Annotated in this window: 19 protein-coding genes; 15 read left to right on the plus strand and 4 right to left on the minus strand. The window is 59.9% G+C overall.

The annotated features are described in order from the left end of the window. Positions 1–39: 39 nt before the first annotated feature. Positions 40–873 carry a calcium-binding protein gene (locus Q4481_RS07345; protein ID WP_304375681.1) on the plus strand — a complete coding sequence of 278 codons (834 nt, stop codon included), beginning with the start codon at positions 40–42 and terminating at the stop codon, positions 871–873. 167 nt (positions 874–1,040) lie between these two features. Continuing rightward, the gene (gene glyA / locus Q4481_RS07350) at positions 1,041–2,330 is read left to right on the plus strand and encodes a serine hydroxymethyltransferase (protein ID WP_304375682.1); all 1,290 of its coding nucleotides are present in this window, start codon (positions 1,041–1,043) and stop codon (positions 2,328–2,330) included. Between the two features lie 50 nt (positions 2,331–2,380). Here the strand turns inward: glyA and Q4481_RS07355 are convergent, their stop codons facing one another. Next, complete coding sequence (locus tag Q4481_RS07355) at positions 2,381–3,832, minus strand: aminotransferase-like domain-containing protein (RefSeq protein ID WP_304375683.1); 1,452 nt, start codon at positions 3,830–3,832, stop codon at positions 2,381–2,383. Positions 3,833–3,941: 109 nt separating this feature from the next. Here Q4481_RS07355 and Q4481_RS07360 point away from each other — a divergent pair, with 109 nt between their 5' ends. Then, on the plus strand, positions 3,942–4,805 hold the full coding sequence (locus Q4481_RS07360; protein WP_304375684.1) for a DMT family transporter: 864 nt from the start codon (positions 3,942–3,944) through the stop codon (positions 4,803–4,805). 11 nt (positions 4,806–4,816) lie between these two features. Then, entirely contained in the window at positions 4,817–5,893 is a 1,077-nt protein-coding gene (locus tag Q4481_RS07365) for a D-alanine--D-alanine ligase family protein (RefSeq protein WP_304375685.1), read from the plus strand. Positions 5,894–5,967: 74 nt separating this feature from the next. On the opposite strand, the gene Q4481_RS07370 is transcribed toward Q4481_RS07365, so the two are convergent. Further along, complete coding sequence (locus Q4481_RS07370; RefSeq protein ID WP_304376073.1) at positions 5,968–7,815, minus strand: methyl-accepting chemotaxis protein; 1,848 nt, start codon at positions 7,813–7,815, stop codon at positions 5,968–5,970. Between the two features lie 225 nt (positions 7,816–8,040). Between Q4481_RS07370 and nrdR the strand changes: the two genes are divergently transcribed. The 3 genes from nrdR to Q4481_RS07385 are packed head-to-tail and all read left to right on the plus strand — an operon-like array spanning position 8,041 to position 10,249. Next, positions 8,041–8,520 carry a transcriptional regulator NrdR gene (gene nrdR / locus Q4481_RS07375; protein WP_304375686.1) on the plus strand — a complete coding sequence of 160 codons (480 nt, stop codon included), beginning with the start codon at positions 8,041–8,043 and terminating at the stop codon, positions 8,518–8,520. Between the two features lie 3 nt (positions 8,521–8,523). After that, positions 8,524–9,639: a bifunctional diaminohydroxyphosphoribosylaminopyrimidine deaminase/5-amino-6-(5-phosphoribosylamino)uracil reductase RibD gene (gene ribD / locus Q4481_RS07380; RefSeq protein WP_304375687.1), complete on the plus strand. Its 1,116-nt coding sequence runs from the start codon at positions 8,524–8,526 to the stop codon at positions 9,637–9,639. 4 nt (positions 9,640–9,643) lie between these two features. Further along, positions 9,644–10,249, plus strand: coding sequence for a riboflavin synthase (locus Q4481_RS07385; protein ID WP_304375688.1), 606 nt, complete (start codon positions 9,644–9,646; stop codon positions 10,247–10,249). 66 nt (positions 10,250–10,315) lie between these two features. On the opposite strand, the gene Q4481_RS07390 is transcribed toward Q4481_RS07385, so the two are convergent. Next, positions 10,316–10,753 (minus strand): hypothetical protein, encoded by a 438-nt coding sequence (locus Q4481_RS07390; RefSeq protein WP_304375689.1) that lies wholly within the window; start codon positions 10,751–10,753, stop codon positions 10,316–10,318. A 555-nt stretch (positions 10,754–11,308) separates the two neighbouring features. Between Q4481_RS07390 and Q4481_RS07395 the strand changes: the two genes are divergently transcribed. From Q4481_RS07395 to Q4481_RS07410, 4 genes are all read left to right on the plus strand, one after another. After that, positions 11,309–11,767 (plus strand): 6,7-dimethyl-8-ribityllumazine synthase, encoded by a 459-nt coding sequence (locus tag Q4481_RS07395; protein WP_304375690.1) that lies wholly within the window; start codon positions 11,309–11,311, stop codon positions 11,765–11,767. Between the two features lie 3 nt (positions 11,768–11,770). Then, on the plus strand, positions 11,771–12,250 hold the full coding sequence (nusB, locus tag Q4481_RS07400) for a transcription antitermination factor NusB (protein ID WP_304375691.1): 480 nt from the start codon (positions 11,771–11,773) through the stop codon (positions 12,248–12,250). Positions 12,251–12,261: 11 nt separating this feature from the next. Continuing rightward, positions 12,262–13,482, plus strand: a complete 1,221-nt coding sequence (locus Q4481_RS07405) for an MFS transporter (protein ID WP_304375692.1) — start codon at positions 12,262–12,264, stop codon at positions 13,480–13,482. Between the two features lie 202 nt (positions 13,483–13,684). Then, positions 13,685–15,820 carry a sodium-translocating pyrophosphatase gene (locus Q4481_RS07410; RefSeq protein ID WP_304375693.1) on the plus strand — a complete coding sequence of 712 codons (2,136 nt, stop codon included), beginning with the start codon at positions 13,685–13,687 and terminating at the stop codon, positions 15,818–15,820. Between the two features lie 118 nt (positions 15,821–15,938). Here the strand turns inward: Q4481_RS07410 and Q4481_RS07415 are convergent, their stop codons facing one another. Then, a complete protein-coding gene (locus Q4481_RS07415) occupies positions 15,939–16,412 on the minus strand; it encodes an outer membrane protein assembly factor BamE (RefSeq protein ID WP_304375694.1) in 474 nt (157 codons plus the stop codon). A 215-nt stretch (positions 16,413–16,627) separates the two neighbouring features. Between Q4481_RS07415 and Q4481_RS07420 the strand changes: the two genes are divergently transcribed. The 4 genes from Q4481_RS07420 (at position 16,628) to Q4481_RS07435 (ending at position 19,855) form a co-directional block, all read left to right on the plus strand. Next, on the plus strand, positions 16,628–17,179 hold the full coding sequence (locus Q4481_RS07420; RefSeq protein WP_304375695.1) for a ubiquinol-cytochrome C chaperone family protein: 552 nt from the start codon (positions 16,628–16,630) through the stop codon (positions 17,177–17,179). Further along, complete coding sequence (locus Q4481_RS07425; protein WP_304375696.1) at positions 17,176–17,733, plus strand: YceD family protein; 558 nt, start codon at positions 17,176–17,178, stop codon at positions 17,731–17,733. The genes Q4481_RS07420 and Q4481_RS07425 overlap by 4 nt, the downstream gene beginning before the upstream one ends. A gap of 85 nt (positions 17,734–17,818) precedes the next feature. After that, positions 17,819–18,877, plus strand: coding sequence for a phosphate acyltransferase PlsX (plsX, locus tag Q4481_RS07430; protein ID WP_304375697.1), 1,059 nt, complete (start codon positions 17,819–17,821; stop codon positions 18,875–18,877). A 6-nt stretch (positions 18,878–18,883) separates the two neighbouring features. Further along, positions 18,884–19,855 carry a beta-ketoacyl-ACP synthase III gene (locus Q4481_RS07435; protein ID WP_304375698.1) on the plus strand — a complete coding sequence of 324 codons (972 nt, stop codon included), beginning with the start codon at positions 18,884–18,886 and terminating at the stop codon, positions 19,853–19,855. Positions 19,856–19,922 lie beyond the last annotated feature (67 nt).

Raw genomic sequence — 19,922 nt, forward strand, 5'->3', positions numbered from 1 at the left:
CCGCACTTGCTCAGAAACCGGATCGGAAGGATTGATGCAATGGCAACGAAATACGGGACGGCTGGCGACAATACGCTCAATGGCGGCGCGAATGACGATTTCCTCTATGGCAAGGGTGGCAATGACTGGCTCTATGGCCGTAACGGTGACGATTTCCTGGATGGCGGGAAGGGGAGAGATCATCTTTTCGGCGGCGCCGGGAACGACACGCTCTACGGCGGTGGCGGCAATGATATTCTGATCGGTGGCGCAGACGGCGATCTGTTCCGTGGCGGCGGCGGCTCGGATACGGTCGATTATTCCGGGGCCGCGACCTTTGTTCAGGCCTATCTCGATGCAAACCAATCCGCTTATGCTGCTGCCGGCGATCAATATGTCAGCGTCGAGAATGTGATCGGCACGATCTACGACGATTTTCTGCAGAATTCGGGCGGCGGTACGGCTTATGGCGGCGAGGGCGACGACACGCTTTTCGGAGGCGGGAGCCTGGGCAGCAGCGAAAATGGCGGCAAGATCCGTGGCGATGCCGGCAACGATACGCTCAACATGAATTACGGCGATACCGCTGCCTGGGTTCAGAAGGCGCAAGGGTACGACTACATCAAGAATTTCGTCGAAGGATCGGATAAGATCTTTGTCGATCTCTCCGAATTCGGCCTTGGAAACTCGCTCGACATCAACGAAATCGTCAACAGCAACACCGTCGATGCGATCGGAACGAACGCACAGTTCATTTATGAAGGCGATGCTGCGCGCCTCTGGTTCGATGCCAACGGCACCGACAGCGGCGAACTTTACGCGGTGGCGCGCTTCCAGGATTCGACGATCGACTTTGGCAGTCTCGGTCTTGATGATTTCGCGTTCCGGCTTTGATGGTCCTGCGGCATTGTGACCGCCGGACCGGCGTTCGCGCGGGCGGCGGTCGTTTTACGGGTCTTGACGCCGCAAGTGTCACACAGGGAGGCGCAAACGGTCTTGCTCCTTTCCGCTGGTGTCGCTAATAGGCATTGCGACATTGCACCCAGCCGGAGAGATGAACCATGAGCGCCACAGACGCCTTTTTTACCCGTAGCCTTGCCGACTCCGATCCGGAAATCTTCGGCGCCATTACGAAGGAACTTGGTCGCCAGCGCCATGAGATCGAGCTCATCGCGTCCGAAAACATCGTATCCCGCGCCGTTCTGGAAGCGCAGGGCTCGATCATGACCAACAAATATGCCGAAGGCTATCCGGGCAAGCGCTATTACGGCGGCTGCCAGTTCGTCGATATTGCCGAAGAACTCGCCATCGAGCGCGCCAAGAAGCTGTTCGGCGTCAACTTCGCCAACGTTCAGCCCAACTCCGGCTCGCAGATGAACCAGGCCGTGTTCCTCGCGCTCCTGCAGCCGGGCGACACGTTCATGGGTCTCGATCTGAACTCGGGAGGCCATCTGACGCACGGTTCGCCGGTCAACATGTCCGGCAAGTGGTTCAACGTCGTTTCCTATGGTGTGCGCGAAGGCGACAACCTTCTCGACATGGATGCCGTTGCCGAAAAGGCCCGCACCCACAAGCCGAAGCTGATCATCGCCGGCGGCACCGCCTATTCCCGCATCTGGGACTGGAAGCGCTTCCGCGAGATCGCCGATGAAGTCGGTGCCTACCTGATGGTCGATATGGCCCACATCGCCGGTCTCGTTGCCGGTGGCCAGCATCCGTCGCCGTTCCCGCACTGCCATGTTGCCACCACCACCACACACAAGTCGCTGCGCGGCCCCCGTGGTGGCATGATCCTGACCAACGAGGAAGAACTGGCGAAGAAGTTCAACTCGGCCGTCTTCCCCGGCCTGCAGGGTGGCCCGCTGATGCATGTCATCGCCGCCAAGGCTGTTGCATTCGGCGAAGCGCTGCAGCCGTCCTTCAAGGACTATGCAGCCCAGATCGTCAAGAATGCCAAGGCCCTGTCCGACACCCTGATCGCTGGCGGCCTCGATATCGTCTCGGGCGGTACCGACAACCACCTGATGCTGGTCGATCTGCGCAAGAAGAACGCCACCGGCAAGCGCGCCGAAGCAGCGCTCGGCCGCGCCTATGTGACCTGCAACAAGAACGGCATTCCCTTCGACCCGGAAAAGCCCTTCGTCACCTCGGGCATCCGCCTCGGCACTCCGGCTGGCACGACGCGCGGCTTCAAGGAAGCCGAGTTCAAGGAAATCGGCAATCTCATCGTCGAAGTTCTCGATGGTCTCAAGGTTGCCAACTCGGATGAAGGCAACGCGTCCGTCGAGGCAGCAGTTCGCGAGAAGGTGGTCAAGCTGACCGACCGTTTCCCGATGTATTCCTACCTCTAAGATCGGCGTCATCGCAGAGATCTGGACCCTTCCCGGAAACGGGGAGGGTTTTATTTTGCCTGGCTGCTCGCCCGGTTTAACTGTCGTGCATGGTCGAGAGCCTGTTTCAGGACCGGCAGGATCGTCTGGTCCTGCATCTGCGAGACATTGAAACGCATCATCTGGGTGGCGCTCTGCGACAGGCTGAAGGCATTGCCAGGCGCCAGCACGATGCCGCGATCGAGCGCAAAGCGTGCCACATCGGCGGCATCGATGCCGTCCGGCAACTGGCACCAGAGAAAGATGCCGGCCTGCGGTTCGAACCAGGGAACGATACCGAGGGACCGCAATTGCCCGGCGACGGTGATCATTGCCTGGGACAGCCGCACTTTCAGACTGTCGAGATGCTTGCGGTAGCTGCCATCGCTCAACACCGTCCAGACCAGTTCCGTCGCAAGTCGCCCACCGCCAAAGGAGGTGGCGATCTTGAGGTCGGTCAACCCATCGAGCCAATCGGGCCGGGCCGCGATGAAACCGCAACGGACGGAAGCCGACAGGGTCTTGGAAAAGCTGCCGATATGGACGACGCGATCGAGACCATCGAAGGCGGCGAGGCGAGGGGCCGGCACATGTTCGAAATCGGCGAAGATATCGTCTTCGATGATAATCATGTCATGCTGTTCGGCGAGCTTGAGGATGCGATGCGCAGCAACCGGCGACAGCACGGCACCGGTCGGGTTATGGATGCCGCAGTTGGTGATGTAGAGTCGCGGCCTCTGCTCTGCCACAACGGTGGCGAAACGCTCCATGTCGGGCCCGGTCGGCGTATAGGGAACGCTGACGATATTGGCCCGGTGCGCCCGCAAGAGCGCATGAAAATTGAAGTAACACGGATCGTCCACCAGCACCGTGTCACCGGGTTCGAGCAGGAAGCGGCATAGAAAATCGATCGCCTGGATGCCGGATTCGGTGAGCATGATCTGCTCGGGCGAGACCTCGATACCGCGATCGGCCATGCGCCGGGCGATCAGTTGCCGTAGTTGCGGCAGTCCGAGCGGTGACGCATAGGCGACGAGAACCGGTGCCTCGGAGCGTGTCAGCTGGCGGATGGCGCGACGGATGGCATCCTCCGGCAACCAGGAAGGCGGCAGCCAGCCGCAGCCGGGCTTGAGACCGCTGTCGCCGGCTTCCAGCGACTGTCGCGACACCCAGAACGGATCAACGGCGCGATCGAGCCGCGGTCCGACCTCTGACAGCGTGAAAGGGGCAGCCTGATTGGCGACATAGAAGCCCGAACCGGGACGCGACAGCACCGCACCTTCCGCCACCAGCCGCTCATAGGCTGTCACCACCGTCGATGTCGAGACCTTGAAGAGCGTTGCCGCTTGCCGCACCGATGGCAGGCGGGCGCCCGGCGTGAGGGTGCGATTGGCGATCCTGTTGCGGATCGCACTCATGACCGCAGCAACACGCGTTGCTGGATTTTCAACGGGTTGATCCATCTGTACTGATCTTTGCACCATAACAGTTTTGTCAAACTGTATCACGCTGTGTCTGGCCCAGCCAAGGGCCTCCGGTTGATAAGAGGCAAATCGATTGCCAGAGACGGAGCGGCGAACGCCGGAGGGCACCATGGAAAAAGCAACGGCGGGCTGGATCAACGGATTGATCGGCGTCATCATTTTCAGCGGATCGCTGCCTGCCACGCGTCTGGCCGTGCTGCAGCTCGATCCGTTGTTCGTCACGGTCACCCGTGCAACGGTCGCGGGGATACTGGCTGCAGCCCTGCTGCTTCTGTTCCGCGAAAAGCGCCCTGCACCGCGCGATCTTTTGTCACTCGGTGTCGTTGCGCTTGGCGTGGTGGTGGGCTTTCCGCTGCTTACGGCCTTTGCCCTCAAACATGTCTCCTCCGCCCATTCGATCGTTTTCATCGGATTGCTGCCGCTCGCGACCGCCATCTTCGGCGTGCTTCTGGCGGGCGAACGGCCAAGGCCGGCCTTCTGGCTGTTTTCTGTCCTCGGCAGCCTTCTGGTGGCGGGATTCGCATGGAAGCAGGGAGCAGCGGCATCCATGGTAGGCGATCTCATGATGTTGGCCGCAATCATCGTGTGCGGGCTTGGCTACGCTGAAGGTGCGCGCCTGTCGCGGCGGCTCGGTGGCTGGCAGGTGATTTCCTGGGCGCTCGTCTTGTCCTTGCCGCTCATGCTGGTAGCTGCGCTGGCAACAAGGCCGGTTTCCTTTGCCTCTGTCGAAGCGCCGGCCCTCATCGCACTCGCTTATGTGTCGCTGTTTTCGATGCTGATCGGCTTCATCTTCTGGTATCGCGGCCTGGCTCAGGGCGGCATTGCGGCAGTTGGGCAGTTGCAGCTTCTGCAGCCGTTCTTCGGTCTCGCGCTTGCTGCGCTACTGCTTGGAGAAACCGTCAGCTGGAGCATGCTGGCCGTGACGGCCGGCGTCATTCTCTGCGTCGCCGGTGCGCGCCGCTTTTCCCGCTGAAGGAGCCTCTCATGCCATTTCAAACGTCCCGGCCGCGGATCTTGGTGCTTTTCGGTGGTCGTTCCTCCGAGCATGATGTGTCGATCAAATCCGCCACCAACGTTTTGCGCGCCATCGACCCGGCGAAATACGAGCCGGTTCCGGTCTATGTGACCCATAAAGGGCACTGGCTGCCGGCGACGTTCGATGGCACCCATCTTGAAACGCCACTGGCCGGGCCAAGCCTCTGCCTTCTGCCTGGCGGCTGTGGTCGTCTGTTGGCATCGCCGGAAGAGGGGACGCCTTACGAGGTGCCGAAGATCGATTTCGCTTTTCCTGTCCTGCATGGGCTCGGCGGCGAAGATGGTTCCATCCAGGGCCTCTGCGAGGCTGCGTTGGTGCCCTATCTCGGATGCGGCATTCAGGGTTCTGCGGCAGCGCTCGACAAGGACGTCGCCAAGCGGCTGATGCTGGCGGCTGGCGTTCCGGTGGCGCGCTGGCGGCTTCTGACGGAGGAGCGGTCTTCTTCGTTTGCCGAATTGGACGCCGAATTCGGGTTGCCATTCTTCGTCAAACCGGCACGGTCCGGCTCCTCGGTCGGGGTGCGTCGGGTCTCGGGCAGTCAGGAATTCGGCCCGGCGCTAGAGGAGGGCTTTTGCCATGATGCCAGGCTTCTTGCCGAAGAGGCGATCAACGGACGCGAGATCGAATGCGCGGTGATCGAGGATGGTGATGGCAGCCTGTTCGTCTCGCACCCCGGCGAGATCATCCCGGCCGAAAGCCACGGCTTCTATAGTTTTGACGCCAAATATATCGACGAACACGGCGCCACCCTCAAGGTGCCGGCCGATCTTACGCCAGAAACCGAAGCCGCAATCTGCGTGATGGCCGAACGGGCTTTCCGGGCGCTCGGTTGCAATGGCATGGCGCGGGTGGACTTTTTCCTCAAACCGGACGGCAGCTTTCTCGTCAACGAGGTCAACACCATTCCGGGCTTTACCGATATCAGCATGTATCCGATGGCGATTGCGGCCAGTGGCATCGACATGTCCGAACTCATCGCGCGCCTCATTCGCCATGCAAAGAAGCGGCATCCCTTGCCACAATAGGTGAAGGAGGCGAGATGCCTCTGCCTCCTCCAATACGGTTCTCGGGTTTTGACCGGATCACTTGTCTTTAGCGCTCAGAATTCTTCCCAGGATCCACCTGCAACTGCCGCGCGGACAACAGGTGCGGGTGCACTCATTTTGTGCGCCGGCAGAGGCCTTTCCCTTGTTGATCTTTCAACGGGCTGGCTGATCGCATGCGGCTCCTGTCGTCCCTGCGGGCGGCGCATATGGGGACCGCCTACTGCTGCCTGCGAACCCGGCTCGCGGATCGCCGAACGACGGTTGAGCTTGAACAGTTCCACCAGTTCCTGCATTCGGCCAGCGCCATCGCGCAGCACAAACCCAGCGTCACTGATGCTCGAGACAAGCGATGCATTTTGCTGGGTCGTTTGGTCGAGCTGGTTGACCGCCATGTTGATTTCGCTCAGGCTTGTGGCTTGCTCCCTCGCTCCGGTCGCAATTGCCTCGATGTTGACGCTGATCGAGTCGACAAAGGTTTCGATGTTGGATAGGGCCTGGCCGGTATCGCTCACCAGTCTGACACCGTCATCGACTTCGCGCGCCGATTTGGTGATGAGCGCCGAGATCTCGCGCGCGGCTCCGGCCGAACGCTGGGCCAGTTCGCGGACTTCCTGAGCGACGACGGCAAAGCCCTTGCCCGCTTCACCAGCTCGTGCGGCTTCAACACCTGCATTAAGCGCGAGCAGATTGGTCTGGAAGGCAATCTGATCGATCACGTCGCTGATGCTACTGATTTCCTTCGATGCGCCGGCGATCCTGCCGATGGATTCGATGGCATTTTTGACCACGCTCACTGAGTCATTTGTGGCTTTGCGCGCGTCACGAACAAGGTCGCGGGTGTCTGTCGCCCGTAAGGATGCCTCCTTTACGGTGGCGGTAATCTGCTCAAGTGCTGCCGACGCCTGTTCAAGCGCTGCCGCCTGCTGTTCGGTTCGCTGGCCAAGGGATTTTGCGTCGTCACTGAGTGTCTGGCTTTTTTCCGTTAGTGCTGAAGTTTCACCAAGGACACTGACCAGGGTCCTTTGAAACTCCGAGAGGGCGGTGTTGAAATCGCGTCTGAGCCGTTCGAGTTCCGGGGTGAAGGGTTCATCGAGCGTGATGCGGATATTGCATTGCGCCAACCGTTCAAGCCCGCCGGCAAGGGCCTCGACGGCCTTGACACGACCGGTCACGTTTGTTGCGAACTTGACAACCTTGATGACACGACCTTCTTCATCGAAGATCGGATTGTAGGACGCCTGAATATAGAATTTCGCACCGGACTTGTCGATGCGGGTGAATTCGCTCGATACGAGTTGCCCAGCCCGGAGCGTTTTCCAGAACTGCTGATACTCTTCCGATTTGGCATAGGCCGGCTCGCAGAATATTGAATGCGGCCGCCCGATGATTTCTTTCAACTGATATCCGGTCACGTTGAGAAAGTTCTCATTCGCGTCGATGATCGTGCCGTTGGTGTCGAACTCAATGACGGCCTGTGCCCGTGTAACAGCCGTGATCTTTCCCGCGAAGTCGATGTTCCGCTTCTTATCCTCGGTGATGTCGACCGCTACCTTTACGACCTTGTACGGCTTCCCCCCGCTACAGACGGGATTGTAGGATGCCTCGATCCAGACCTCGCGACCGCCTTTTGCAAAACGTCGATATTGTCTGCGATCGAATTTTCCGGCCCTGAGGTTCGCCCAGAATTCCTGATAGGCGCTGGAGCCGGCGTACTCTTTATCAACGAACATCGAATGATGCTGGCCGATCAATTCCGCCGCCGAATAGCCCATCGTGGCGCAAAAATTCTCATTTGCTGCCAGTATCTTGCCGTTGAGATCGAATTCGATGATCGCTTGCGATCTACTCAAGGCGAACAGCGTATCGCGGGCATCATTATGCAGAAATGGTATCAGGGACATCACAAGCAGCCCTCCGTGGTGCATGTGAATCATAATTAAACTTAAAAGTTGAATAATGATTAAGTGAAGTGTGAAATTTAAATATTCGCTTTTCCGTTGCGTGACGCTTTACCTAAGAGGTGCACACCAGCGTGGCTACTGATTTCAACGGCGATATGTTTTTGCTTGTTCGCAAGCTTCTGGACGGATATTGCATCGTTCAGACGCCAATTGCGAAGGTCTTTCATGCGTTGCCCCTTCTGTAGTTCCGAAGATACCCAGGTCAAGGATTCGCGCCCGGCCGAAGACGGCACCTCGATCCGTCGGCGTCGCATCTGCCCCGATTGCGGGGGCCGCTTCACGACCTTCGAGCGCGTACAGCTGCGCGAGCTGATGGTGATCAAGAAGTCGGGCCGCAAGGTACTGTTCGATCGCGAAAAGCTCATGCAGTCCTTCATGATTGCGCTCCGCAAGCGCAATATCGACCGCGACCGCGTCGATCGCGCCGTCTCCGGCATCATCCGTCGCCTCGAGAGCTCGGGTGAAACCGAAATCACGTCCGAAGATATCGGCTTGCAGGTTCTCGAAGCGCTGAAGGCGCTCGATGACGTGGCCTTCGTCCGTTATGCCTCCGTCTATCGCGACTTCACCCATATCGAGGATTTTGCCGAGGCGATCGCTCAGATCAACGCCAAACTCTCACGCGAGTCGGTGGGAGACGTTTGACCGATGCCCGGGCGGCGCATCGATGATCGGTATATGGCCGCCGCCATCCGCCTGTCGCGCTGGCATCTCGGCCTGACCGGTTCCAACCCCTCCGTTGGCTGCCTGATCGTCCGTGATGGTGTGATCGTCGGACGCGGGGTGACGGCGAAGTCGGGCCGTCCGCATGCAGAAACCCAGGCGCTGGCCGAAGCGGGCGCGCTCGCAAGCGGCGCCACCGCCTACGTGACGCTCGAACCCTGCTCTCATCACGGCAAGACACCGCCCTGCGCGGACGCGCTGATCGCAAGCGGCATCGCGCGCGTGGTCGTCGGCTGCCCGGATCCGGATCCGCGCGTCTCGGGCCGCGGCATTGCCATGCTTAATGCGGCGGGAATTGAAGTGGATGTTGATGTTCTGCGCGAAGAAGCGGAATCAGAACTTCAAGCCTACCTGAATCGCCAACGCAGGAAGACGCCGCAAGTGATTCTGAAACTTGCCGTTTCCGCCGATGGCATGGTGGGTCGCAAGGGGGAGGGGCAACTGGCAATCACGGGGCCTCAGGCCCGGGCGCAGAGCCATATTCTGCGCGCCGAAAGCGATGCCATCCTCGTTGGCATTGGCACTGTTCTTGCCGATGATCCGGAACTCAGCTGCCGTCTACCCGGCATGCAATCGCGGTCGCCTTTGCGCATCGTGCTCGATCGCGATCTCGCGCTGCCGCTGTCGAGCCGGCTGGTGCAAACGATTGCGGATGGTTTCGGCCTGCTGGTCGTGGCCGGTCCCAGGGCCGATGCGGCCCGAAAGGAGGCGCTTGTCGCCGCCGGTGCCGAAGTGCTTGAAGCTGGGGGGCTCGATGCACTTCTGCGCGCACTCGCTGAACGCGGCATTTCGTCCCTGATCGTCGAGGGTGGCGCCGGTGTCGCGAGCCGCTTTCTCGATGAAGGCCTTGTCGACCGCATCATGCTCTTTCAATCCGATATCGTGGTCGGCACCGATGGCATCCCAGCGCCGATTACCGAACAGACCGTTCCCGAAGCCTATCGCCTCACAAGCCGTCATGTCTATGGCAAGGACCGTTGCCTTGACTATATACGGACGAGCGGAAGCGAAATTGCCGGTGTGCCGGCCCAGTCAGGATAGTCTCATGTTTACAGGCATCGTTACCGATATCGGCAAGATCACCAGCATCACGAAACTCAACGAAGGAATCCGCCTGCGGGTTGAGACCCATTATGATCCGGCAACGATCGATATCGGCGCCTCGATTGCTCATTCCGGCGTTTGCCTGACGGTGACGGCGCTTCCCGATCCTGCAAGTGGCGAACGCTGGCATGAGGTCGAGGCCTGGGAAGAGGCCCTGCGGTTGACGACGATCGGCAGCTGGACCGAAGGCACGCCGGTCAATCTGGAACGGTCGCTCAAGATCGGCGATGAACTCGGCGGCCATATCGTTTCCGGTCATGTCGATGGCATGGCCGAGATCGTCAAGATCGGGCAGGAGGGCGATGCGACGCGCTTCACCCTGCAGGCGCCCGCCGGTCACGCGAAATTCGTGGCCCAGAAAGGATCGGTTGCGCTCGATGGCACCTCGCTCACCGTCAACAAGGTGGATGGAGATCTGTTCGATGTTCTGCTGATCCGCCATACGCTCGAAGTGACGACCTGGGGCCGTCGTTCGGTGGGCGACAAGGTGAATTTCGAGGCCGATACGATGGCGCGTTATGCCGCGCGCTTGCGCGAATTCGAATAGCGAAACCCCCGCCGGGGAAAGCGGGGGCTCGCTGGAGGTCTTCGGGGTTACGTCGGTCCTGTTGCGCTACTGGATGTAAATCGTCAGTCCGCCATCCGCAGCCTGTTCGGCGCCGATGATATTGTCGATCTCGACGCCCTGTTTTCCAAGGGCATGGCTGAGCTTCTCGTTGCCGCGCACCGCCTGCTGCAGCTGTGCGACCACCTTCGGCTCGTCGGTCTTGCGTGAGGACAGCGCCTGCTTGACGTCGCCGCGATCGAGCTCGCCGAGCGGCATAACGTTCATCGGCCCGCCCTGCCAGCCCTTGAGGAGCTGTTGTTCGTCCTTCACCTTGTAGGCCACGAGATCGATGGCATTGCCGCTGCCAACTGCCTGATCGGATGTCATTGTGTCATGTCGACCGAGGGGCGAGCCCTTGGGCTGGGCATCGGCACTGAGTACGGCGCCGGCCAGCATGGCGGCCGACAGAGTAGTGGCGAGGGTGATTTTGAGGAAGCGGTTCATGGCTTTTCTCCTTTCTCAAATGGAAGCCATTACTTGCGGCGAGGAGCGGATACCAAGCGTCAATGATAGAAACCGATTGCGTGGGGCCGGGCGCTTTTGCCCTCCGGACGTCGTCGAAAATACGCGCCGGACCTTTTGGTCCGACTGTGGTTTTCTCCGCGCCGGAAACCAAAATCGCTCCGGCGCAATTGGCTCCTATCATCAACGCTTGGTATCATGTCCGGTCCACCGTCGCTTACGAGGCTTGGTCTGGGCCGCGATTGCGGCAAAATAATGCCAATAAGCCATTGAAAAACATTAAGAATAATTTAGGTTTCCCTGTCCGGAATTTGCCTTTTTACGGGCGTTCGCTCCCTGGTTTTTGTCAATTCGGACCCAGAGGGCTCCGGTTTTGAGGATGCATCGCTGCACGGCCCGGAAATCTCGCGGTCGACCACCTCCGAGCGTGATTGGGCAAAGGCGGGAAAATTCGCTTGCCATTCTGGCCCGTCCGTGGTTTGACCGGCCCATGTCATGCCCCCCGATGCGGGTGCCAAAGAATTCCCAGAGGATACCATGTCCAAGTCTGCTCCCAAGCCTCACCTGCTGATCGTCGAGGCACGATTTTACGATGATATGTCGGATGCACTGCTCGATGGTGCCACCGAGGCGCTCAAGCAGGCCGGTGCCAGCTACGATGTCGTGACGGTTCCGGGCGCGCTCGAGATCCCGGCCGCCATTGCCATGGCGCTCGATGCTGCCGATGATGAAGGAACCGAATATGACGGTTTCGTCGCGCTCGGCATCGTCATTCGTGGCGAGACCTATCATTTCGACATCGTCGCCAACGAATCCTCGCGCGCGCTCATGGATCTGGCGGTCAGTGAATCGCTGCCGATCGGCAACGGCATCCTGACTTGCGAAACCGACGAGCAGGCCTGGGCCCGCGCGCGTCGCTCCGAGCTCGACAAGGGCGGTTTTGCCGCCCGCGCCGCTTTGAGCATGATCGAACTCAAGCAGAAATTCGGCGCCTGAACCATGTCGAAGGAAGACCGTAACCAGGAAGTCAAGCCGGCGAACCAGCGCGGCGTTGCGCGCCTCGCCGCCGTTCAGGCGCTCTATCAGATGGAGCTGTCCGGAACCGGTGTGCTCGAGATCGTCAGCGAGTACGAGAACTACCGCCTGGGTCAGGAACTCGACGGCGACCAGTATCTGAAGGCGGATCCGTCCTGGTTCCGCTCGATCGTCGCCGGCGTGGTGCGCGACCAGACCGCACTTGATCCTCTGATCGCCGACAGCCTCATCGAAGGATGGCCGTTCTCGCGCCTCGATGCCACGATCCGTGCCATCCTGCGCGCCGGCGTTTTCGAGCTGCGCGAACGCAAGGACGTGCCGGTGGCGGTGATCGTCAACGAATATGTCGAGATCGCACACGCCTTCTTCTCCGATGACGAGCCGAAACTCGTCAATGCCGTGCTCGATGCCGTTGCCCGCAAGGTGCGCGGCGACAGGAAATAGGATCGTTAGGCATGTCGGCAGGCACGGTGGAAGGGCTTGAGGCGCAACTGAAAACGGCGCGCCTGAATGTGGCGCTGCTGACATGCGCGCAGGCAATTCTCGGTTGCGCGCCGCCGATCGCCTTTTCCGTCGGTGCACTGGCAGCCTATCAGATGCTGGGCGACGACAAGTCGCTGGCAACCGCACCGCTGACCGGCTTCAATGTCGGTGTCTCGGCCGGTGCCGTGATCGTTGCGATCCTGTCGCGTCTGCTCCAGCGCCGCACGAGCTTTATCATCGGTGCGCTTCTGTCGACGATCGGCGGCACGATTGCGGCAATCGCCCTGTTCCAGAACAATTTCTGGATGCTGGTCGGCGGTCTGCTGCTCACCGGCATTTCGAGTGGCTTCACCCAGAAGTTCCGCTTCGCCGCAGCCGATGCGTCGCCGTCCTTCTACAAGGGAACGGCGATTTCCTGGATTCTGGCGGGCGGCATCGTTTCCGCCGTCCTGGGTCCGCAGATTGCCATCTATACCCGTGATCTCTTCACGCCTGTCATGTTTGCCGGCGCCTTTGTTGCATTCGTGCCGATGGGGATCATCGCGGCGCTCATTCTGGCCTTCCTGCGTCTGCCGGCGCTAGGCGATCACGGCGGCACTGCTGTTGAACCGCCGCGGCCGCTGAGCGCCATCGTATTGCGTCCGCGGTTTCTCACCGGCATGTATTGCGGCATCTCCTCTTATGCGCTGATGACCTTCATGATGACGGGTGCACCGCTCGCGATGGTCTATGGCTGCGGCTATTCCTCGGATCTTTCCACCCGTGGCATCCAGTTCCATGTGCTGGCCATGTTCGCCCCCAGCTTCTTCACCGGCCGGCTGATTGCCCGTTTCGGCGCCGAGAAGATCGTTGCAGCGGGTCTCGTGATCCTGATGTCCTGCGCGTTCATTGCCCATCTCGGCATTGAACTCTGGAATTTCTGGGGTGCGCTGGTTCTGCTCGGACTGGGCTGGAACTTCGGCTTCATCGGATCGACGGCCATCGTCGCCTCCAGCTATCGTCCCAACGAAGCCGACAAGGTGCAGGGCTACCACGACATCATTCTGTTCACACTGGTCGCGCTATCCTCCTTCGCTTCGGGGCAGATCTACAGCGCCTTCGGCTGGGATGCGATGATCCTTCCGGTCTGGCCGCTCGCCATTCTCGGCCTGGTGCTGTTGGCGCTTTTTGGACGGAAATCTGCCCAGAGTTAAAAGAGTTCAAATTTCGTTAAATCTTTCGGTTGCCAGCGATCATTCCTGCCGCTGAACCCTTGACGTCGCGTGAGTCCACGATCAATCTCGCCTTCGGCTCGATTGTCCGTGGTTGAAAGGCAGGAGGAGAGATGCCTTTCCGCCACGATGAGCCTCTTGGTGGACCGTTCTGGCCCGCCGGTTTTCATGTGGAGGGATTGGAATGAGCATAATGTTTGGCGTTATAGTCTGCGGACTGCTGTCCGTGGCCTATGCGATCTGGGCAACCCAGACGGTGCTTGCCGCCGACCAGGGAAATGCCCGCATGCAAGAAATTGCCGGTTATATTCGCGAAGGCGCGCAGGCTTACCTGACGCGGCAATACAAGACGATTGCGGCCGTCGGGGTGGTCGTTTTCATCCTCGCATTCTTCCTGCTGTCGAAAGAGGCGGCATTCGGTTTCCTCATCGGCGCGGTTCTGTCCGGTGCAGCGGGCTTCATCGGCATGCACGTGTCGGTGCGCGCCAACGTGCGCACGGCGCAGGCAGCCTCCAAGAGCCTGTCTGCCGGTCTTGATATCGCCTTCAAGTCCGGTGCGATCACCGGCCTTCTGGTGGCTGGCCTGGCACTCCTCGGCGTGGCGGTCTACTACTGGGTGCTCACCGATGTGCTCGGCCTTGACCGTGGCGGTCGCGACGTCATCGACGCGCTGGTGTCGCTCGGATTCGGTGCCTCGCTCATTTCCATTTTCGCCCGCCTCGGCGGCGGCATCTTCACCAAGGGCGCCGATGTTGGTGGCGACCTCGTCGGCAAGGTCGAAGCCGGCATTCCGGAAGATGATCCGCGCAATCCGGCCACAATCGCAGACAATGTCGGTGACAATGTCGGTGACTGCGCCGGCATGGCGGCAGACCTGTTCGAGACCTATGCCGTGACGGTGGTCGCGACCATGGTGCTGGCGGCGATCTTCTTTGCCGGTGCGCCGATTCTCGAAAGCGCGATGCTTTATCCGCTGGCGATCTGCGGCGGTTCGATCATCACCTCCATCATCGGCACCTTCTTCGTCAAGCTCGGCTCGGATAACAATATCATGGGCGCGCTCTACAAGGGCCTGATCGTTACCGCTCTGCTGTCGATCCTGGCCATTGGCGGCGCAACCTCGCTGACCGTCGGCTGGGGTTCGCTCGGCACCGTCAACGGCATGGAAATCACGGGAACCAACCTGTTCCTTTGCGCCCTGATCGGTCTCGTCGTCACGGCGCTGATCGTCGTGATTACCGAATACTATACCGGCACCAACAAGCGTCCGGTCAATTCGATTGCTCAGGCTTCGGTTACCGGCCACGGCACCAACGTCATCCAGGGCCTGGCCGTGTCGCTCGAATCGACAGCGCTGCCGGCGATCGTGATCGTTGGCGGTATCATCGCCACCTACCAGCTGGCTGGCCTGTTCGGCACCGGCATTGCCGTTACTGCCATGCTTGGCCTTGCCGGCATGATCGTGGCGCTCGATGCTTTCGGTCCGGTCACCGACAATGCCGGTGGCATTGCCGAAATGAGCCATCTGCCGCCGGAAGTGCGCAAGGTTACCGATGCGCTCGATGCTGTCGGCAACACGACCAAGGCCGTCACCAAGGGCTATGCCATCGGCTCTGCCGGTCTCGGCGCGCTGGTTCTGTTTGCAGCCTATTCGAACGATCTGGCCTATTTCGCCGCCAATGGCGACAAATATCCCTATTTCAAGGATATGGGCGCGATCTCGTTCGATCTCTCCAACCCCTATGTCGTTGCCGGCCTGATCTTCGGCGGTCTCATTCCCTACCTCTTCGGCGGCATCGCAATGACCGCCGTCGGTCGTGCCGCCGGCTCGATCGTCGAGGAAGTGCGCCGCCAGTTCAAGGCAATGCCGGGCATCATGGAAGGCAAGGACAAACCCGATTACGGTCGCGCGGTCGATATTCTGACCAAGGCCGCGATCCGGGAAATGATCGTGCCATCGCTTCTGCCGGTGCTCGCACCGCTGGTCGTCTATTTCGGCGTCCTGCTGGTGTCGGGGTCGAAGGCGTCTGCCTTCGCCGCGCTCGGTGCGTCTCTTCTGGGTGTCATCGTCAACGGCCTGTTCGTGGCCATCTCCATGACCTCGGGTGGTGGTGCCTGGGATAATGCCAAGAAGAGCTTCGAGGACGGCTTTGTCGACAAGGACGGTGTGCGTCACATGAAGGGCTCGGATGCGCACAAGGCATCTGTCACCGGCGATACGGTCGGCGATCCTTACAAGGATACGGCCGGCCCGGCGGTCAATCCGGCAATTAAGATCACCAACATCGTGGCCTTGCTGCTGCTGGCGGTCCTTGCCTGATCAGATATCGGGAAGGGCAGGGCGCGCGCCTTGCCCTTCATCACCAAAACTGCCCAACAGAAAAGGCGCGCCGGGTTCCAGCGCGCCTTTGTTCGTTTTCATCGGAATTGCTGCGGGATCAGTTGTTGCCCGGTCCGCCACGGCCAAGCAGCGACTGGGCCGCTGCTGCCGGGTTCACGCCGCCGCTGAGCAGGCGCATGAGGAAGGTCTTTTCGACGCCGCCGGTCGGGGTGGTCCGCGAAATCATGTCGAAGACGCGGCCATCCTGCAGCTTGTAATTGGCCAACCGCTCGACTTCGCCATCCTTGTTGAAATAGACCGCCAGAACGCTCTGCTCGACAATGGAAGGCTTCATGAAGGCGGCAACGCGCTTCCGTTTCTGCGAGATGTAATAGAACACTTCGGTGTCGAAGGTCGCAGTTGCAGAAGGGGTGCCCAGCGAAAGCATGATCTGCTCGCGGCTGGAGCCGACCGGCGCCAGCGCCAGGGTCTGCTCGTCAACGACATAGCCGTTCTGGATCACTTCGCTTGTCGTGCAGGAGGACAACGCCATCGAGGAAAGAAGCACGGCGATGACTGCACCGCTTCTCATACGGGAATACCGATATTGCATGCTCAACGAAGTCTCCCCAGTTCCAGTCTGACGACGGGAATCGATGCCGGAACCCGGCGATATGTGGTTGCCCTGACGCAATTGACAGCGCGCCATTGCATTTCATCCCTGCTTCGGTAAACCAGCTTTAAATAGGATGCAACACGGCGGCTTGAATTGCTTGTCATTTCAAATCGCGAAATCAGGGCGAATTGATGATATTTGGATTGTTCCGCAAAAATAGCCGCAATCAGGAAATCGTCGAGCGGCAATATGCGGTCCTGACCGCCGCAGCACGCGAGCCGGAGCTTTATCGCAGCTATGCCGTGCCCGACACGGTCATCGGCCGTTTCGAGATGCTCTCGACGGTGCTCATTCTCTATTTTCGCCGCACGCAGAGCGCTTCCGATAGTTCTAAGGCGCTGGCGCAGAGCATTGTCGAGGCCTTCTTCGAAGATATCGACCATTCCATGCGCGAGCTCGGAATCAGCGATCACGGTGTTCCGAAGCGGATGAAGAAATTCGCTTCCATGTTCTATGGTCGCGGTGATTCTTATGGCCGCGCGCTCGATTCCGGTGATCTTGTCGAACTTGAAGCCGCCCTTCGGCGCAATTTTCATCCGGAAAACGCCGATCCCGCGCTTTCTATGCAAAAACTCGCACATTATATGCTGGAGATCGAAGCGAACCTGAAGACGGTTCCGGATGACGTCGTGGCTCGTGGTGAAGTCACGATCACCGCACCGAAAGAGGAGAGCCAGGGATGAGCAACGCAAGTGATGATGTGCCCTTTAGCTACCCGGTGAAGGTGGGGACGATCTCGCATGTGCCGATCGAACTCCATATCGAGGCCGATGCCGAACAAAGAAAGGGATTGGCGCGTCTTTGGGATATCGTGAGCGTCGAAGCCCTGACCGCCGATCTCAAGATCCGGCGCTACAAGAAGGATGGCGTCAAGGTCATCGGCCATGTCTCCGCGAAGGTGACCCAGAGCTGTGTCGTGACGCTGGAGCCGGTCGAAGATGTCATCGAGGAGGAGATCGATCATATTCTCGTTCCCGAAGGCTCGGCGCTGGCACGGATTCCCGCCAATGACGAAGGCGAGATGGTGATCGATCCCGAAGGTCCGGATCTGCCCGATATCTTCAGCGGCGATTCGATCGATGCGGGTGCGATCGCTGCAGAATTTGCTGCACTCGGCCTCAATCCCTATCCGCGCCGCAAGGATGCCGCCTTTTCCGATCATATCGAGACGACAGCCGCGGATGACCGCAAGCCTTCGCCCTTCGCTGTTCTGAAGGGTCTGAAGGTCGAAAAATGAGCATGGCGGGGAAAAATCTTGTCAGTAGCAGTAAAAAAGCTATTTTGACGCCAACCTTTCCCCCGAAGACGAGGATCAGGACCGCGTGATCAAAATTGCAGTCGACGCTATGGGCGGCGATTTCGGGCCGGAAGTGACTTTGGCCGGCGCCGACAAGGCGCTGGAGCGTCAGCCCGATATCTATTTTCTGCTCTATGGCCAGGAAGAAATTTGCCGCCCGGTCCTCGAGAAATATCCGAGGCTGAAGGACAAATCGGTCTTCCATCATTGCGATGTGGCCATCCGCATGGATGAAAAGCCGAGCCAGGCGCTGCGCCGGGGCCGCTCCACCTCGTCGATGTGGCTCGCCATCGAGGCAGTGAAGACCGGCGAAGCGCATGCTGCCGTCTCGGCCGGCAATACCGGCGCGCTGATGGCGATGTCGAAATTCTGCCTGCGCATGATGGCCGGCGTCGAACGTCCGGCGATCGCCGGCATATGGCCGACGCTGAAAGGGGAGAGCATCGTTCTCGATATCGGCGCAACCATTGGCGCCGACGCCAACCAGTTGCTCGATTTCTCGCTGATGGGTGGCGCGATGGCGCGGGCGCTGTTTGAAGTGGCACGCCCCACCGTCGGTCTCCTCAATGTCGGCGTCGAGGAGATCAAGGGCCAGGAAGAGGTCAAGGAGGCGGGTCGCCTGCTGCGTGAGGCCAATCTCGACACGATCGATTATTTCGGCTTCGTTGAGGGCGACGATCTCGGCAAGGGTACCGTCGATGTCGTGGTCACCGAGGGCTTTACCGGCAATATCGCGCTCAAGGCCGCCGAGGGGACAGCGCGTCAGATTGCCGAATATCTCAAGATGGCGATGTCGCGTTCTTGGCTGTCCAAGCTCGGCTATATTCTCGCCAAGGGCGCTTTCGACCGGATTCGCGAGAAGATGGATCCGCGCAAGGTCAATGGCGGCGTGTTTCTCGGATTGACCGGTATTGTCATAAAAAGTCATGGCGGAACCGACGGCGAGGGCTATGCCGCCGCCATCAAGGTCGGCTATGACATGGTCCGAAACGGGCTGCTCGAAAAAATCGAAGCCGATTTGAAAAAATATAAGGACCTGCACCTGGAAGAACAGGCAACGCAGGACGACAAAGCGACGGGGTAATCGCATATGATCCGGTCTATCGTTCGCGGCATCGGGGCATCGCTCCCGAACCGAGTGGTCACCAATCGCGAAATGGAAACGCTCGTCGATACAACGGACGAATGGATCGTGCAGCGTACCGGCATTCGCCAGCGCTACATTGCCGGCGAAGGCGAAACGACGGCATCGCTCGGCGAGGCGGCGGCACGTGCAGCCATTGCCAATGCCGGTCTCGAACCGTCCGACATCGATCTCATCATTCTGGCGACATCGACACCGGATAACACATTCCCGGCCTCCGCCGTCAGCATCCAGAAGCGGCTCGGCATCACCCGTGGCGCCGCCTTCGATCTGCAGGCCGTGTGCTCCGGTTTCGTCTATGCCATGGCAACTGCCGATCTCTATATCCGCGGCGGTATGGCCAAGCGCGTTCTGGTCATCGGTGCCGAAACCTTTTCGCGCATTCTCGACTGGAACGATCGTACGACCTGCGTCCTCTTCGGCGATGGCGCCGGCGCGCTCGTTCTGGAAGCAGCCGAAGGCGAGGGGACCAAGGCCGATCGCGGGGTTCTGACCTCGCATCTGCGCTCGGATGGCTGCCACAAGGAAAAACTCTATGTCGATGGCGGTCCGTCATCGACCGGCACGGTCGGTCATCTGAGAATGGAAGGCCGCGAAGTGTTCAAGCACGCGGTCGGCATGATCACCGATGTCATTTACGATGCCTTCAAGGCTGCCGACATCACGGTCGACGATCTCGACTGGCTGGTGCCGCACCAGGCCAATATTCGAATCATCGAAGGGTCCGCCAAGAAGATCGGCATGCCGCTTGAAAAGGTGGTGGTGACCGTCGATCAGCACGGCAACACTTCGGCAGCCTCCATTCCGCTCGCTCTCTCGGTGGCAGTCGCTGACGGTCGCATCAAGAAGGGCGACCTGGTGATGCTGGAAGCCATGGGCGGCGGTTTCACCTGGGGATCGGTTCTTCTGCGCTGGTAACAGCAGCCTCACCTATAGGGGATGCATAAAAGGTTGGCCGCAAGGCCTTGATATGCTTGACCGGCGC

The sequence above is a fragment of the Fluviirhizobium alvei genome (assembly GCF_030551875.1).
Classification (GTDB): domain Bacteria; phylum Pseudomonadota; class Alphaproteobacteria; order Rhizobiales; family Rhizobiaceae; genus Rhizobium_E; species Rhizobium_E alvei.